The following is a 15,483-nucleotide window of genomic DNA, read 5'->3' as shown; positions in this document are numbered from 1 at the left end:
TCGGCGGGCGCGCGATCGAGGATGTGGTGAACGGGATCATCGAGACGATCGAGGCGCCGCGTTGTTCTATCCCACGCGCCTTGCGGTGATCGGCGCGGTTGCCGGCGCGCCGCTGGCGTTGGCGCTCGCCGTCGCGCTGCCCGGGCGTTGGCAGCTCGCATTGCTGTGGCCGCCCGCATTGTTGCTGCTGGTCCTCGCCGACGCGCTGCTCGGTGCCGCGCGCGCGACCGCCGAGCTGGTGCTGCCGCGCAGTGCGGCGATCGGCGCCCCGCTCGACGTGCCGGTGATCGTCGGCATTGCCGGCCAACGGCCGCCGCGGCGGGTCGAGGTGGCGCTTTCGCCCGATCCGCTCGTCGCGATCGAGGATGACGGACGTATCGGGGTCGCGCTGCTCGGGGGCGAAGGGATCGGCGCTCTGACGCTGACCCCGGTGCGGCGTGGGACGGCGGCGTTTCGGGACCTGTGGCTGCGCTGGACCGGGCCGCTCGGGCTCGTCTGGCATCAGCGGCGGCTTGCCGGGGAGCGGCGACTGGCGATCCTCCCCGATATCCAGGCGATACAGGACCGCGGCGCGCAATTGTTTCAGCGGCACGCGCTGCAGGGGCTGGTCGCGCAGGCCGATCGCGGCGACGGCACCGATTTCCACGCGCTCGTCGAATTTCGCGCCGGGATGGACCGGCGCGCGATCGACTGGAAGCAATCGGCGCGTTTCCACAAGCTCCACGCCAAGGAATTCCACAGCGAGCGCAACAGCCAGATCGTCTTCGCGATCGACGCCGGGCGCCAGATGTCGGAGCCGGTCGCGGGAATGCCGCGGGTCGATCGTGCGGTGATAGGGGCGCTTCTGTGCGGCTGGGTCGCGCTCAAGCTCGGCGACCGCATCGCGCTTTCCGCCTTCGATGCGCGCCCGCGTATCTCGAGCGGGTTCATCGGCGGCGCGGCGGCGTTTCCCGAGCTGCAGCACCTCGCCGCGACGATCGACTACAGCAATGAGGAAACCAATTACACCTTCGCGCTCACCACGCTCGCCGCGCGGCTGACGCGGCGCTCGATGATCGTGCTGTTCACCGAATTCACCGATCTCACCTCGGCCGATTTCCTCGTCCGCGCGGTGGCGCGGCTGATGAAGAAGCATCTCATCCTGATCGTCGTGCTGCGCGACGAGGAACTGGAGACGATCGTCGACCGCGCCCCCGAAACCCCTGCCGACGTCACCCGCGCGGTCACCGCGGCGGCGCTGCTGCGCGATCGGCTGCTGGTGCTGACCCGGCTGCGCCATCTCGGCGCGCATGTCATCGAAAGCGAGCATGATCGCGTCGGCGATCGGCTGGTCCACGGCTATATCGATCTCAAGCGGAGGAACTTGCTGTGACCGCGCGCGTCGAGGATCAACCGATCCTGCTCAACGCCAGCCGCTTCCGCGCCGCCCATGCCGCTGATTGGGAGCGGCTGGAGGCATTGGTCTCGCGGATCGAGAAACGCTCGCTGCGCGCGATCTCCGACGACGACCTGCTCGCGCTCCCCCTGCTCTATCGCACCACCTTGTCGTCGCTGTCGGTGGCACGCGAGACCTCGCTCGATCGCGCATTGATCACCTATCTCGAGCAATTGTGTGCGCGCGCCTATTTCCAGGTCTATGGCGTGCCGACCTCGGCGGCGCGCGAGCTGGGCGGGTTTTTCGCGCGCGGCTGGCCCGGTGCGGTCGCGTCGCTGTGGCGCGAGACGCTGGCGATGGCGCTGATCACCGTCGCGGGGGCGATCGCGGCCTATATCCTCGTGCGGAGCGATCCCGGCTGGTTCTACGGCGTCATCCCCAAGGGGCTGGCGGGCGGGCGCGATCCTTCGGCCTCGATCGCCGCGCTGCGCGCCACGCTCTATCCGCATGCCAGCGACGGGCTCGCCACCTTTGCCGCCTTCCTGTTCGGGCATAATGCGCAGATCGCGATCTTTTCCTTCGCGCTGGGCTTTGCGCTGGCGGTGCCGACCATATTGCTGATCCTCTATAACGGGCTGATGCTCGGGGCGATGTTCGCGGTCTTCACCCCCAAGGGGCTCGGGCTGAGCTTTGCCGCCTGGCTGTCGATCCACGGCACGACCGAGCTGTTCGCGATCATCATCTCGGGCGCGGCGGGGATGCGGATCGGCACTGCGATCGCCTTCCCCGGCCGTGCCGACCGGATGGACGCCGCGATCACCGCCGGGCGGACCGCGGCGACCGCGATGATCGGCGCGGTGGTGATGCTCGCGGTGGCCGGGGTGCTCGAAGGGATCGGGCGTCAGGTGGTGCGCACCGACGGCATGCGCGCGGCGATCGGCGCGGCGATGCTGGTCGGCTGGCTGGTCTATTTCTACGGGCTGGGGAGGCGGCGTGCGCTGGCCGTTCGGACCTAGGCGCGCGCGCGCCGCCGGGCCGGATGCGCTGCGCCGGACCTTCATCACGCCGGAGGGGGTCGACCTACGGCTCGAACTCGGCGCAACCGGCGCGCGGATCGCCGCCTTCGCGCTCGATGTCGCGCTGATCCTGGTCATATTGGTCGTCGCGACGCTGGTGATCGGCTGGGCGGCGATCGCCACCCGCTCCGAACTGCTCGTCATCCTGTGGCTGATCGGCGCGTTCATGCTGCGCAACGGCTGGTTCGTGCTGTTCGAGATGAGCGGGCGCGGCGCCACCCCGGGGAAGCGCGCGATGGGGTTGCGCGTGGTCGCGCGGGACGGCGCGCGGCTGACCGCCGGGGCGGTGATCGCGCGCAACGCATTGCGGGAGATCGAGCTGTTCCTGCCGCTGTCGTTCCTCGCCGCGCAGACCGCGCAGGGCACGGCGGATGCGTTCCTTGCGCTCTTCGCGCTGGCGTGGAGCGGGATTTTCCTGTTCTTCCCGCTGTTCAACCGCGATCGGCTGCGCGCCGGCGATCTCGTCGCGGGGACATGGGTGATCCACGCGCCGGGCGGCAAGCTCGCCGCCGATATCGGCCCCGCGCCCGATCGCGCGCGACGACATTTCTCGGATGCCGCGCTCGCGCTTTACGGCGTCTACGAGCTGCAGACGCTGGAAGACGTGCTGCGCGGCGGCCGGCCGAGCGCGGTCGCCACGGTGGCGGCGACGATCCGCCGCAAGGCCAATATCGCCGACGACGGCGACGATCTCGGTTTCCTGACCGATTATTATCTTGCGTTATGCGCGCGGCTGGAAAGCGGGCTGCTCGTCGGCCGGCGGCGGCAGAACAAGTTCGGCAATTAGCCGCATCGCAACCCTCTCCCCCGTGCAAGCGTTGCAGAAGCAAAGCGAAAATCGGAAGGAGAACGGCGATGCGGCTTGCGCATGCGACCCATGTACTCGTCACCGACGGCCAGAAACGGCTGCTGTTCCGCAACAGCGGCGACGCCACTTACCCCCATCTCGAGCCGGTCAACATGCTCGAAGACGTGAACCCGCCCGACCGCGACCAGAAGAGCGACCGGCCGGGGCGGACCTCGTTCTCGCTGTCGGGGGCGACGCGCCGCAGCGCTTATGCCGAGACCGACTTTCACGCGCAGGAGAAGAAGAGCTTCGCCGCCGAAACCGCCGCTTTCCTGCGCGATCAGGCGCTGCAACAGGCGTTCGACGCGCTGATCGTCGTTGCGGATCCGCGCACTTTGGGTGAATTGCGCGGCCAGCTCGATCCGGCGGTCAAGGATCGCATCGTCGGCGAGATCGCCAAGGATCTCGTCAAACATCCCACCACCGCGATCGAGCAGGCGATCATCGCGGAGTAACCGGCCTTACCGCTGCCCGGCGAACATCGTGACGGTGCGCCCGCCGACCCACACGTCGCCGTCCGCATCCTGCGAAACCGCGATCCGCCCGGCGCGCCCGAGGCGCGTGCCCTGCGCCGCGACATAGGAGCCGCGCGCGCGGCCGCTGGCGAACAACCACTGGCCGACCGAGGCGTTGAGGCTGCCGGTCACCGGATCCTCGATCAGCGCGCCGTGCGCGTCGCTGAAGATCGCGCGCAGCTCGAACGCGACCGCGTCGCCCGGCGCATGCGGGCCGACCACGCCGATATCGATCCGCTGCGCGTGGTGTCGTGCGGGCTCCAGCGCCAGCACCGCCTCCGCCGATCCGAGCATCACCGCGATCCAGCCCGGGCCGTTATCGACCCATTGGGCGTCGACGATCGCCGCGCGATCGATCCGCAGCACCTCGGCGACCTCGGTGATCTCCGCCTCGCTCGGGGTGCCGCTGCGGACCAGCGGCGGGGCGCGGAAGGCGAGATTGCCGTCGGCGGCGCGGCGCAGCTCGATCAGCCCCGCGCCGCATTGCTGGACGACGACCCCGTCACGCTGGGGCTGCCCGCCCGCTTCGAGCCAGGCATGGCAGGTGCCGAGCGTAGGATGCCCCGCGAACGGCAATTCGTGCGCCAGGGTGAAGATGCGCACGTGATAATCCGCCGCCGCGTCGGTCGTCGGTACCAGGAAGGTCGTCTCGGAGAGGTTGAGCCACTGCGCGATGCGCTGCATCTCCTCGGTCGTCAGCCCTTGCGCATCGGCGATCACCGCGAGCGGATTGCCGCTGAAATCCGCGCTGCCGAACACGTCGACAAGGCTGAACGGGCGATGGGGCATGAATTTTCTCCTCTTGGCGATGCGTGACCCGCGATGCCGTGCCGCGGCTGGCGCGAACAGGGACAGTTCGATACGATAAGTACAAACTGTACCGATCCGGAGATCAATACGATGGCCAGCGCCGCACGCGCGGAAACCCGCACCGGGCAGGTGATGCGGATCGTCCGCGAGCGGATCGCGCGGCGGACGCTGACCCCCGGCGCGCGCCTCCCATCCGTCCGCGCGATGGCCGAGACCACCGGCTTCTCCAAATCGACGATCGTCGAGGCCTATGACCGGCTGGCGGCGGAGGGTGCGATCCGCGCGCGCCCCGGCTCGGGCTTTTACGTCACCGCGCCGCTCGCGCCGCTGACGCTCGATCGCCCCGATGTGGCGGCCGCGCGGCAGGTCGATCCCTTGTGGATGCTGCGCCAGTCGCTCGCGGAGAATCGTGGCGCGATGATGCCGGGGTGCGGCTGGCTGCCCGACGAATGGCTCGCGAGCGACGCGATCCGCAAGGGGCTGCGCGCCGCGGCGCGCGGGTCGGCCGGCACGCTGACCGGTTACGATTCCCCGCTCGGCTCGTCGCGATTGCGCGCGTTGCTCGCACGGCGGCTGGCCGATCAGGGGATCGAGGCCGGGCTCGATCAGATCATGCTGACCGACAGCGGGACGCATGCGCTCGATCTCATCTGTCGTTTCCTGCTCGAACCCGGCGATACCGTGCTGGTCGACGATCCATGTTATTTCAATTTCCTCGCGCTGATGCGCGCGCATCGCGTGACCGCGATCGGGGTGCCGATGACCCCGCACGGCCCCGATATCGCGCGCTTTGCGGAGGCGCTCGAAACCCACCGCCCGCGCTTCTACCTGACCAATTCGGGCATCCACAATCCGACCGGCGCGACGCTCGCCGCGCCGATCGCGCACCGCCTGCTCAGGCTCGCCGAGGCGCATGACCTGATCGTGGTGGAGGACGATATCTTCGCCGATTTCGAAATCTCCCCCGCCCCGCGGCTCGCCGCATTCGACGGGCTCGATCGCGTGATCCGCATCGGCAGCTTTTCCAAGTCGCTCTCGGCCGCGATGCGCTGCGGGCATATCGCGGCGCGCGCCGACTGGATCGAGGCGCTCGCCGATCTGCGCATCGCCACTTCGATGTCGGGCAATCCGCTCGCCGCCACCTTGCTCCATTCAGTGCTGACCGACGGCAGCTACCGCCGCCATGTCGAAACGATCCGCACCCGGCTGGCCCGCGCGATGGCGGGCACCTTGCGCCGCCTCCGCGCCGCGGGGCTGGAACCGTGGATCGAGCCCAATGCCGGGATCTTCGTCTGGGCGAAGCTGCCCGACGGTTGCGATGCGGTGGCGCTGGCCGAGGCGGCGCTGGCGCAGGGGCTGGTGCTCGCGCCGGGCAAGGTGTTCAGCGCCGGTGGATTGTGGAACGACCGGATGCGCTTCAACGTCGCGATGAGCGACGACGATGCGGTGTTCGCCGCGCTCGCGCGGGCGTTGTGAGGGGCCGCGCGCCGATCGGCCGCGCGACCCCGTAGCGGTCAGAACGTCTTGCGCGCCATGATGCCGAAGGTGCGCGGCTGGAGCGTCAGCGCCGAATCCGGGTCGCCGATCGACGAGGAAAGCTGGATCGGCTTGTCGGTGTTGAACAGATTCTGCACGAATAGCTGCAGCGTCAGCCCGTTGTCGGTCTCGATGCCGGCGCGCATGCCGACATTCTCATAGGCCGAATTGCGCCGGTAGAAGGTGTAGGTCGGGCGGAATTCGGAATAGCTGCCCGCGCTGTGCGTGAGGTTTGCGCTGACCGTCCCGTGCAATGTGTCCGAGAGCGACCAGCGGTAATCGCCGCCCAGCGACAAAGTGAATTGCGGGATATAGGGGATGCGATCGCCCTTGAGCCCGGTCGATCCGGTCGCCGCCAGCCCCGAGTTGAGCTGGTCCTCGGTCAATTTGGCGTCGACGAAGCCCAGCGCGGTGTTGAGCGACAGCCCCTCGACCGGGCGCAGGGTCGCCTCGATTTCGGCGCCCTTGATCCGCGCCTTGCCGGCGTTGGTGAGGAAGGAGAAGGCGCCGTTCGCGCTGCGCCCCGATACCTGCATGTTGCGCCAGTCGATCTGATAGACCGCCGCGTTCAACGTCAGCATGCGGTTGAACCACTGCGTCTTGGCGCCGATCTCGTAATTCCACAGGCTGTCGGGCTGATAGGCGACCAATGTATTGGTGAGCCCCGGGACATTGTTCGCCCCGCCCGGGCGGAAGCCCTTGGACGCGGTGGCGTAAACCATGAAATCGCGGTCGAAATCATAGCTTGCGTTGAACTTGTGCACCCAGCCCTTGGCGCTGGCGTCGACCGTGCTCGGCGGGCCGACATAGGATTGGGTGATGTAATTGCTGATCTGCACCTGGCCGAACACCGTCTTGTCATAAGAGAAGCGGCGGGTGCCCGCGGTCAGCGTCAGCGCGTGGACCGGCTTTACCGACAGTTCGGCGAAAAAGGCGGTCTGCTTCACGCTGGTCTTGACGATGCGCCACGCGGTGAGATCGAGCGGAGTGATGAGATTGCCGTTGGCATCCGCCTTGGCGACCTGGCTGTCGGCGCGATCCTGGCGATCGTCGTGGAAGATGCCGAGCGTATAGCTGATGCCGTCGTTGAGCAGGCTGCCCGAGACGCGCGCCTCGTAGATCCACGCCTTGAGCGCGAGCGGCTGATAGAGCATCCCCGGCAGGCGGCTGTCGACATAGGCGCTATAGGTCGCCATCTGCGACGCGTTGCACGATGCGACCCCGATGTAGTTCCTGCACGAGGTGGCGTTGGTGCGCGATCCGCGCAGCGTCTTGGTATAATCCGAATTGCGCAGCAGATCCCAATTATAGGTCGAGGCCGAGCCGGTGAAGGTGGCGTTGAACGGCAGCTTGTAGGTCAAGGTAAGGTTGTAGAGCTGGAGCCGATCGTTGTTGCGCGCGATCGATTCCACGGTCGAATTATACACGCCGAGCGACAGATTATAATTGGTCGGCCCGTCGAGCTCGTTGCGCTGGTAATTGGCGCTGGCGGTGATCGCGAGATTGTCGTCGGGGGTGAAGCGCAGCATCACGCGCCCGCCCCATGAGCGGACATCGTTGACATTTTCGCGCTTGAGCCCCGGCACGTCGATGAACCCGCCGCGGTTCTCCTTATAGGCGACGACGCGCAGCGCCAGCACGTCGGTCGCGATCGGCAGGTTGATCATCCCTTTGGCGTAGAAGCCGGGATCGCCGTTCTTGGTGACGGTGCCCTGCACTTCCATCGCCCCGGCGATCTTGGTCGCATCGGGCTTGTTGTAGATCATGCGGATCGTGCCGCCCATCGATCCCGCGCCGAACAAGGTGCCCTGCGGCCCGCGCAGCACCTCGACCCGCTCGACGTCGAACAGGTTGATATCGGGGTTGGTCGATCCGGCATCGGCGGTGGTGCCGCCCGGGCCGGTGAGCGGGGTTTCGTCATAATAGAGCCCGACGGTCGCCTCGCCCGCGCTGCGCACGCCGCGGATCGTGATACGGCGCGAGGCCGGGGCGTTGCCCTCGACCTGCAAATTGGGCACCTGGCGGAAATAATCGTTGATCGAGGTCGCGCCGATCCGGTTGAGCGCCTCGCCGCCGATCGCGGAGATGCTGATCGGGGTATCCTGCAAGGTCGTGCTGCGGCGGAGCGCGGTGACGACGATATCGTTGCCTAACTGGCTCGTCGCTTCGGCGGCGGGCGCGGCTGCCGGCGCCTCGGTCTGCGCTGCGGCCTGGGTCGCGGCGAGCGCGCTGCCGGAAAGCAACAGGATGCCGAATGATCTCAAAGACATGACTAACCCCCCTTGTCTGGTTTTCGATCGGGGCGGCGGCGTTGATTGCCGTCCCCGTCGCGATCCAAGACGCGGGCGCGCGGCGTCCCCTCACCCCGCAGCCGAAAATTTTTTTGCGCGGGGTGAGGAAAATCCGGTGCGGCCCGTCCTTCCTGACTGAACGATGAGGGAGGGCGCGATGCGCGTGACACGGGGATTGAGGATGACGACCGGCCTGGCGGCCACGCTCGGGGCGCTGGCTTTGGCGGGTACGGCGCAAGCGGCGCCGCTGACGGACGCGCAGCGCGCGCAATTGCTCGCGGCATCGAAGAAGCAGGAGCCCGCGCTGTCGAGCGACGCGCTGGCGATCTGGAACCTCGCCGAAGTCGGCTACAAGGAGGAGAAGAGCAGCGCCTTGCTGCAGGATCGGCTGCGCAAGGCGGGGTTCACCGTGCGCGCCGGGGTCGCCGGGATGCCGACCGCCTTCGTCGCCAGCTTCCGCAACGGCGACGGGCCGGTGATCGGCATCCTCGCCGAATATGACGCGCTGCCGGGGCTGTCGCAGGCGGCGGTGCCCGATCGCAAGGGGACGCCGGGGAAGAATGCCGCTCACGGTTGCGGGCATAATCTGTTCGGCGCGGCCTCGGTCGCCTCGGCGGTCGCGCTCAAGGAGTGGATGGCTGCCAATAAGGTGAAGGGCGAGGTCCGCGTCTATGGCTCGCCGGCCGAGGAAGGCGGATCGGGCAAGGTCTATCTGGTGCGCGACGGGCTGTTCAACGATGTCGACGCGGTGCTGCATTGGCACCCGGGCGACAACAACAGTTATACCGTCACGCCTTCGATGGCCAATATCAGCGGCAAGTTCCGCTTCCACGGCGTCTCCGCGCACGCCGCCGCGGCGCCCGATCAGGGGCGCTCAGCGCTCGACGGGGTGCAGGTGATGAACATCGCGGTCGAGCATCTGCGCGAGCATATCCCCGACAAGACCCGCATCCATTATGTCATCACCTCGGGCGGCAAGGCGCCCAATGTCGTCCCCGATTTCGCCGAAGTCTATTATTACGTCCGCCAGGCCGATCCGCAGATCGTCCGCGACGTCTGGGCGCGAGTGGTGAAGGCATCGAAGGGCGCGGCAATCGCCACCGATACGACGAGCGATTATGAGATCACCGGCGGGGTCTATTCATTGCTGCCCAACAAGACCCTGCTCGAGGTCGCCGAGCGCAATTTCAGCAAGGTGCCGATCGCGCCCTGGGATGCCGAGCAGACCGCCTTCGCGGCGCAGATGGCGAAGAATTTGCCGCATGCCGGGCTGCTCGATCCGACCCCGATCCTGCCGCCGAGCGCCGAAGAGCAGCTCAACGGGTCGACCGATGTCGCCGATGTGAGCTGGACGGTGCCGACGATGGGGATTTCCACCACCACCTGGGTGCCGGGGACCCCGGCGCACAGCTGGCAATCCTCCGCCGCCAGCGGCACCTCGCTCGGGGTGAAGGGCGCCTCGGTCGCGGCCTCGGCGCTGACGCTGATGGGCGCCGAACTGCTGCAAAGCCCCGACGTGCTGGCCAAGGCCAAGGCCGAATTGGTCGAGCGGCGCGGCAAGGACTTCAAATATGCGGCGATGCTCGGCGATCGTAAGCCGGCGCTCGATTATCGCGACCCGCCGGCGCAATAAGGTGCGGGAGCCGGGGTCGCTCGATCCCGGCTCCCGAAACCTGTCGATACGGTAGATACAATAGAATCCGTTCGGGCTGAGCTTGTCGAAGCCCTGTACTTTTCTTCGTCGGCAGAAGTGCAGCCCTTCGACAAGCTCAGGGCGAACGGAGGTTACGCCCCCTTCAATCGGATCTCCGCCGCATCCTCGCGCTCGATGCGCGCCATGCCATAAGCCGTCACCGCCGCGACGAAGGTTGCGACGTCGCCGGTGCGGAACACCCCGGTCAGCTTGCGGTGCGCGGCGGCGGGGTCGTCAAGCACGATCTTACGCGGCGAATAGCGGTTCATCTCCGCGATCGCATCGCCGAGCACGGTATCGCGGAAGGTGAGATTGCCCGCCAGCCACGTCGTCGCTTCGCCCGCGCCGCTCGTCTCGCGCTTCACCGCCACGCCGTCATAGGCGAGCCGCTCGCCCGGGGTGAGCAGCGCGGGTTCGGCGATCGCGGGGATCGTCACGCGCACCTTGCCCTCGGCCAGCGCGACGCTGAAGCCGCGCCCCGCCTTGCGCACCGCAAAGGCGGTGCCCACCGCGACGACATCGCCCGCGCCGGTTTCGACGACGAACGGGTGGCTTTTGTCCTTGGCGACCTCGAAATAGCCCTCGCCGCGCAGCAGCCGGATGCGGCGCTCGCTTTGCCACGCCGGGACGTCGATCTGCGAATCGGTGTTGAGCGTCATCCGCGTGCCGTCGGCCAGTGCGACGATGCGCTGCTCGCCGATCGCGGTGCGATAATGCGCGACCGCGGCCACCGCGGGGGCGGTGGTGGTCGGCGCGCGATGCGATATCAGGCTGTACGTCCCCGCCGCCCCCGCGACGAGCGCGGCGACCGATGCGGCGATCCGCCACGACGCGAACCGGGGCGCCGCCGGCCGGCGCGCCGCGCTGCGCAGCGCTGTCATCTCAGGCAAGGCGGCGAGCCCGCCGAGCGCGTCATGCGTCGCTTCGGTCGCCGCCCAGGCTTCGGCATTCGCCGCGCTGCCGTTGCGCCACGCCTCGAACGCTGCCTGCTCCGCCGTGGTCGGCGCAGCGGCGTGCCGGCGCGCATACCAGCGCGCCGCCTCGTCGCTCGCGTTCGTCATCGTCATTTCTGCCGACATGCGGTCAGTTGCCTCATCGCGCGCATGATATTCTTTTCAACCGCGCTGACCGAGATGTTCATATGCCGCGCGATGTCCGCGTAGCTCATATGTTCAAATCGATGAAGAACAAATGCTTGGCGGGCGCGATCGGGCAGATCGCGCAGCGCCGCGAGCATCAGCTGCAATTCCTGCCGGTTCTCCAGGATGCGGTCCGGCGGGCAGGTTTCGACCGGGTGGTTATGATCCTCGAGCGGATCGTGCAGCCCCGCCTGCCCGGCGCGGCTGCGTCGCCCGTGATCGGCGAGCACGCTGCGCGCGACCTGGAACAGATAGCCCTGGACATTCTCCACCCCGTCGCGCCCCGCGCGCTGGTGCATCTTGAGCGCGACATCCTGCACCACATCGTCGAGATCGTTGGGATGCACCCGTTTCGAGACGAAGGCGCGGATCGCACCGAGATAGGACAGGAACGGCGCGGCCGCGCCCGCCGCCGGTTGCGGCGGGGCGAGCAGGCCGTGAGAGCCGCCTGATATCCCATCGGGGAGATTGGTCACGGATGTGAAATAAATCGGTCGCGCGCGCGCCTGTCAACGGTGCAACCCAAGTAAGCTTTGGATAACATGGCCATCGGCCACCGCTGGAAAGGCGCATTTCGATTCTTCACCCGTCCCCGCGCCTTTTCCCCGTTTCGGCGGCGTTCCTGTCCGCCGCGTTGCCGGCGCAGGCGGCCGCCGCGCCGGCGGCGCAAGGACGGACCGTCACATTGCGCCCCGGCCCGCTCGCGACGGCGCTGACGGATCTCGCGCGGCAAGCCGGCTGGCAATTGCTGTTCGATCCGGCGCTGGTGCGCGGGCGCTCGATCAAGCGCACGACGCACGCCGCCGATGCGAAGAAACTGCTCGGATGGCTGTTGCGCGATAACGCGCTGGAGGCGCGCTGGCTGCCCGGCGGCACCTTGCTGATCGTCCCGCGCGCGCCGAGCCGTGCGCCGCCGCCCGCCGCCGAGGCCGACAACCAGCCGGTGATCGTCACCGCGCTGAAGCGCGAAACCGTGATGGCCGAAACCCCGCTGAGCATGAGCGTCGAGCGGGGCAACGTGCTCGCCGACCGCGGGGTGCACGACATTCGCACGCTGGCGCGCCGGCATCCCGAACTGAGCGTGGTGGATACCGGGACGGGTCAGCAGCGGCTGCTGATCCGCGGCCTCGCCAGCGCGGGCGAGCCGACCGTCGGCATCTATTATGACGAAAGCGCGATCAGCGGCCCCGGCGGGACGACCTTCGATCCCAGCGCCTTTGCCCCCGATCTCGATCTGGTCGATATCGATCGCGTTGAGCTGCTGCGCGGGCCGCAGGGCACGTTATACGGCGCGAGCGCGATGGGCGGCGTGGTGCGCGTCATCTTCAACCAGCCCGATCCGGCCGCGTGGCACGGCGAGGCGCGTGCCGGTGTCGAACAGACCAGCGGGGCGGGGCCGGGCGACAGTGCCTCGCTGACGCTCAACGCGCCGATCGTCGCCGATCAGCTCGCGGCGCGGATGTCGCTCTATGCACGGCGCGCCGGCGGGGTGATCCGCAACGACCATCTCGATCTCGACCACGGCGGGCGGACCGACAAGAGCGGCGGGCGCTTCACCCTCGCCTGGGGCCCGCAGGACGGCACCAGCATCCAGGGCAGCGCGATCGTCCAGCGCACGCGGATCAGCGACGCGGCCTTCTGGTATCGCGCGCAGGGGCGCAACATCAACGACCAGAGCGCGCGCACCCCGCAGCGCAACGACCTGACGCTCTACAATCTTACCGCGCGACACGATCTGGGCGGGGTCACCGCGCTGGCCACCGTCTCGCATTATACGTGGAACATCGTTCGCGAGATCGATTACACGGGGGTCCTCTCCGGCCAGCGCGACGATCCCGCGATCTGCCGCAGCTTCTTCGCGCTCGCGGCGACCGAAAATTGCTCCGCCGCGCAGGTCGCTGCGTTCGGGTCGTTCGTCGACAGCCGCTTGCCCGGCATCCTCTATCAGCCGATGCGGGTCGCCGACTGGAGCGCGGAGCTGCGTTTCTCCTCGACCGGATCGGGCGCCGCCAAATGGACCGTCGGCGCCTATCTCGAGCGGCGGCGCGAGCATATCGCGAGCTACGCGCTCAAGGTCGATGCGGCGACCGGCATCATGCCGCGCCCGCTCGACGTCACCGGGCTGCGCTATCTCGACAGCGTGTTGTCGCAACAGGCGCTGTTCGGCGAATGGACGCAGGGGCTGACCCGCGCGCTGGCGCTGACGCTCGGCGGGCGGCTGTTCCGCTACGTCCGCGCCTCGGGGGGCAATGTCGATATCCCCAATCCGATCACCGGCACCGGTGCGCTGCAGGGCGGGCGCTATGCCAGCCGGGAGATCGGGAGCAATCTCAAGGCGTTGCTGTCGTGGCATCCGGCGGAGGCATTGCTGGTCTATGCCGAGGCGTCGCAGGGCTACCGGCCGGGTGGGGTCAATATCATTCCGCTGCTCGCCCCCGGGCTGCGCGTCTATCGCGCGGATCGGCTGTGGAGCTACGAACTGGGGGTCAAGTCCAGCGCGTTCGATCGCCGGGTCAGCATCAATGCCGATGTCTATCGCATCGACTGGTCGGACATGATCTATCCGGTGTCGAGCGCAAATGGCGCCTTCGCCTATAACAGCAATGCGGGCAGCGCGGCGATCCACGGCGCTGAGCTGGAGCTGACCGTCGTCGCCGATCCGCGCACGACGATCGAGGGCCGCGCCAGCCTGACCGACGCGCGGCTGTCGCGGAACCAGCCGATCGACACGAGCGGGATCATCGCGCGCAAGGGCGATCGCCTGCCCAACGTGCCGCTGCTCGCCTTCGCGCTGGGGATGCAGCGCCGCGAACCGCTGTCCACCACCACCAACGCAGTCGCCCGCATCGACTTCGGCTACACCTCGGCGATGAACACCGCCTTCAACCGCACCGATCCCTATTTCGAGCGGACCGCGCCGCGCACCCAGCTCGACCTTCAATTGCTCGTCGAACAGGCGCGCTGGAATGCTGGGTTGTCGATCAGGAATCTGCTCGACGATAAAGTACCGGCGCGGATCGCCTCGGGGCCGGCCGGTGTCGGGCAGGTGTGGAACGCATTGCCCCGTACCGCCAGCCTCGATGTCGCCTATCGTTTCTAGGGCGCGCATCCTTTCAGCGTGCGTGCCGCCGCGTCGAATGCATTCCAGCTCGCCTTGGCGAGGCTGCCGCCGACGCTGCAGCGGCGCGCGCCGAGCCGGGCGAATTCCGCGATGCGCCCGTCATAATCGTGCACCAGCACATTGACCGGCCTGGGCGCGACCGCGGCGATCAGCTCGGCGACCGCGCCGCGATCCTCGATAACCGGCACGAACAGGCAATCCGCCCCCGCTTCGGCATAGGCCACCGCGCGCGCGATGCTGTCGGCGGCGCTCATCCCCGGCACGCGGAAATTCTCGCTGCGCCCGACGAGCATCACATCCTGGCCGGTCGCGTCGATCGCCTCGCGCGCCGCGGCGATCCGCTCGACCGCAAGCCCGGTGTCGTAAAGCGCGCTGCCCGACCAATCCTCGATCGACAGCCCGGCCACCCCGGTATCGATCGCCAGCCTGACGTTTGCTGCGACATCCTCAGGGGCATCGGCGAAGCCGTTCTCGAAATCGGCGTTGACCGGCAGATCGGTCGCGCCGACCAGCAGGCGCAGGTGCGCGAGCACCTCGTCGCGGGTCAATTGCCCGTCTTCCTTGCCCGCGGCCCAGGCCGCGCCCGAGCTGGTCGAGGCGATCGCCTGAAAGCCGAGCGCGGCGAGCCGCACCGCGCTGCCCGCGTCCCACGCATTGGGCAGGATGAAGAATCCGCTTTCGTGCAGCTTGCGAAAGCGAAGGCGGGCGTCGGCGATGCTCGTCATGCGATGTGTCTCCGGTCGTGAAATTGCGTGCGCGAAATCCAGCCTAGCAGCAGCCCGGCGGCGATCACACCGGTCGCGCCCGCAACAACGAAGGCGGGAAGATAGGTCCCGGTCGCCTCGCGGATCACCCCTGCACCGAACGCCGCGAGCGCCGCACCGAGCTGGTGCCCGGTCTGGATCCAGCCGAACACGATCGGCGCTTCCTGCTCGCCGAACGCATCATTGGCGAGCTTGACCGTCGGCGGGACGGTCGCGATCCAATCGAGCCCGTAGAAGATCGCGAAGATCGTCAGGCTCATCGTGTCGAAGTTGAGGAACGGCAGGGCAACGAGCGACAGCCCGCGCAGCCCGTAAT

The 15,483-nt window shown here is 68.0% G+C and carries 12 protein-coding genes and 1 pseudogene (1 of these 13 only partly in view); 7 read left to right on the top strand and 6 right to left on the bottom strand.

The annotated features are described in order from the left end of the window. Nucleotides 1–61: 61 nt before the first annotated feature. The 4 genes from BGN95_RS16540 to BGN95_RS16525 all read left to right on the top strand — a co-directional run bounded on the left by BGN95_RS16540 (nucleotide 62) and on the right by BGN95_RS16525 (nucleotide 3,753). Nucleotides 62–1,372: a DUF58 domain-containing protein gene (locus tag BGN95_RS16540; RefSeq protein WP_286773378.1), complete on the top strand. Its 1,311-nt coding sequence runs from the start codon at nucleotides 62–64 to the stop codon at nucleotides 1,370–1,372. Beyond that, complete coding sequence (locus BGN95_RS16535; RefSeq protein WP_286773377.1) at nucleotides 1,369–2,391, top strand: stage II sporulation protein M; 1,023 nt, start codon at nucleotides 1,369–1,371, stop codon at nucleotides 2,389–2,391. The genes BGN95_RS16540 and BGN95_RS16535 overlap by 4 nt, the downstream gene beginning before the upstream one ends. Continuing rightward, entirely contained in the window at nucleotides 2,369–3,238 is an 870-nt protein-coding gene (locus BGN95_RS16530) for an RDD family protein (protein ID WP_265312371.1), read from the top strand. Before BGN95_RS16535 ends, BGN95_RS16530 begins: the two co-directional genes overlap by 23 nt. 68 nt (nucleotides 3,239–3,306) lie before the next feature. Continuing rightward, the gene (locus tag BGN95_RS16525) at nucleotides 3,307–3,753 is read left to right on the top strand and encodes a host attachment family protein (RefSeq protein ID WP_286773376.1); all 447 of its coding nucleotides are present in this window, start codon (nucleotides 3,307–3,309) and stop codon (nucleotides 3,751–3,753) included. Between the two features lie 6 nt (nucleotides 3,754–3,759). Here BGN95_RS16525 and BGN95_RS16520 read toward each other — a convergent pair whose 3' ends face one another. Next, nucleotides 3,760–4,602, bottom strand: a complete 843-nt coding sequence (locus tag BGN95_RS16520; protein WP_286773375.1) for a PhzF family phenazine biosynthesis protein — start codon at nucleotides 4,600–4,602, stop codon at nucleotides 3,760–3,762. Between the two features lie 111 nt (nucleotides 4,603–4,713). Between BGN95_RS16520 and BGN95_RS16515 the strand changes: the two genes are divergently transcribed. Continuing rightward, nucleotides 4,714–6,099, top strand: coding sequence for an aminotransferase-like domain-containing protein (locus tag BGN95_RS16515; RefSeq protein WP_286773374.1), 1,386 nt, complete (start codon nucleotides 4,714–4,716; stop codon nucleotides 6,097–6,099). 38 nt (nucleotides 6,100–6,137) lie between these two features. Here the strand turns inward: BGN95_RS16515 and BGN95_RS16510 are convergent, their stop codons facing one another. Then, on the bottom strand, nucleotides 6,138–8,429 hold the full coding sequence (locus BGN95_RS16510; protein WP_286773373.1) for a TonB-dependent receptor: 2,292 nt from the start codon (nucleotides 8,427–8,429) through the stop codon (nucleotides 6,138–6,140). Between the two features lie 202 nt (nucleotides 8,430–8,631). On the opposite strand from BGN95_RS16510, the gene BGN95_RS16505 reads away from it, so the two are divergent. Beyond that, nucleotides 8,632–10,083, top strand: a complete 1,452-nt coding sequence (locus tag BGN95_RS16505; RefSeq protein WP_286773372.1) for an amidohydrolase — start codon at nucleotides 8,632–8,634, stop codon at nucleotides 10,081–10,083. A gap of 152 nt (nucleotides 10,084–10,235) precedes the next feature. Here BGN95_RS16505 and BGN95_RS16500 read toward each other — a convergent pair whose 3' ends face one another. Continuing rightward, nucleotides 10,236–11,204: a FecR family protein gene (locus BGN95_RS16500; protein WP_286773371.1), complete on the bottom strand. Its 969-nt coding sequence runs from the start codon at nucleotides 11,202–11,204 to the stop codon at nucleotides 10,236–10,238. Nucleotides 11,205–11,206: 2 nt separating this feature from the next. Continuing rightward, complete coding sequence (locus tag BGN95_RS16495; protein ID WP_179515395.1) at nucleotides 11,207–11,758, bottom strand: sigma-70 family RNA polymerase sigma factor; 552 nt, start codon at nucleotides 11,756–11,758, stop codon at nucleotides 11,207–11,209. A 158-nt stretch (nucleotides 11,759–11,916) separates the two neighbouring features. On the opposite strand from BGN95_RS16495, the gene BGN95_RS16490 reads away from it, so the two are divergent. Continuing rightward, complete coding sequence (locus BGN95_RS16490) at nucleotides 11,917–14,382, top strand: TonB-dependent receptor (protein WP_286773370.1); 2,466 nt, start codon at nucleotides 11,917–11,919, stop codon at nucleotides 14,380–14,382. Here the strand turns inward: BGN95_RS16490 and BGN95_RS16485 are convergent. Beyond that, nucleotides 14,379–15,128, bottom strand: coding sequence for an isocitrate lyase/PEP mutase family protein (locus tag BGN95_RS16485; protein WP_286773369.1), 750 nt, complete (start codon nucleotides 15,126–15,128; stop codon nucleotides 14,379–14,381). The genes BGN95_RS16490 and BGN95_RS16485 overlap by 4 nt on opposite strands. Further along, a pseudogene (locus tag BGN95_RS16480) lies at nucleotides 15,125–15,483 on the bottom strand (MFS transporter) (it continues 853 nt past the right edge of the window). The gene BGN95_RS16485 and the pseudogene BGN95_RS16480 overlap by 4 nt, the downstream one beginning before the upstream one ends.

The organism is Sphingomonas sp. 66-10 (assembly GCF_001897045.1).
GTDB lineage: Bacteria > Pseudomonadota > Alphaproteobacteria > Sphingomonadales > Sphingomonadaceae > Sphingomonas > Sphingomonas lycopersici.
Note: the sequence above shows the minus strand (reverse complement) of the source record. Positions and strands in the feature narration are given on the sequence as shown.

Coding starts and splice junctions, on each gene's coding strand:
- BGN95_RS16525 (WP_286773376.1), top strand. CDS start 3,307: ATGCGGCTTGCGCATGCGACCCATGTACTCGTCACCGACGGCCAGAAA.
- BGN95_RS16520 (WP_286773375.1), bottom strand. CDS start 4,602: ATGCCCCATCGCCCGTTCAGCCTTGTCGACGTGTTCGGCAGCGCGGAT.
- BGN95_RS16515 (WP_286773374.1), top strand. CDS start 4,714: ATGGCCAGCGCCGCACGCGCGGAAACCCGCACCGGGCAGGTGATGCGG.
- BGN95_RS16510 (WP_286773373.1), bottom strand. CDS start 8,429: ATGTCTTTGAGATCATTCGGCATCCTGTTGCTTTCCGGCAGCGCGCTC.
- BGN95_RS16505 (WP_286773372.1), top strand. CDS start 8,632: ATGACGACCGGCCTGGCGGCCACGCTCGGGGCGCTGGCTTTGGCGGGT.
- BGN95_RS16500 (WP_286773371.1), bottom strand. CDS start 11,204: ATGACGAACGCGAGCGACGAGGCGGCGCGCTGGTATGCGCGCCGGCAC.
- BGN95_RS16485 (WP_286773369.1), bottom strand. CDS start 15,128: ATGACGAGCATCGCCGACGCCCGCCTTCGCTTTCGCAAGCTGCACGAA.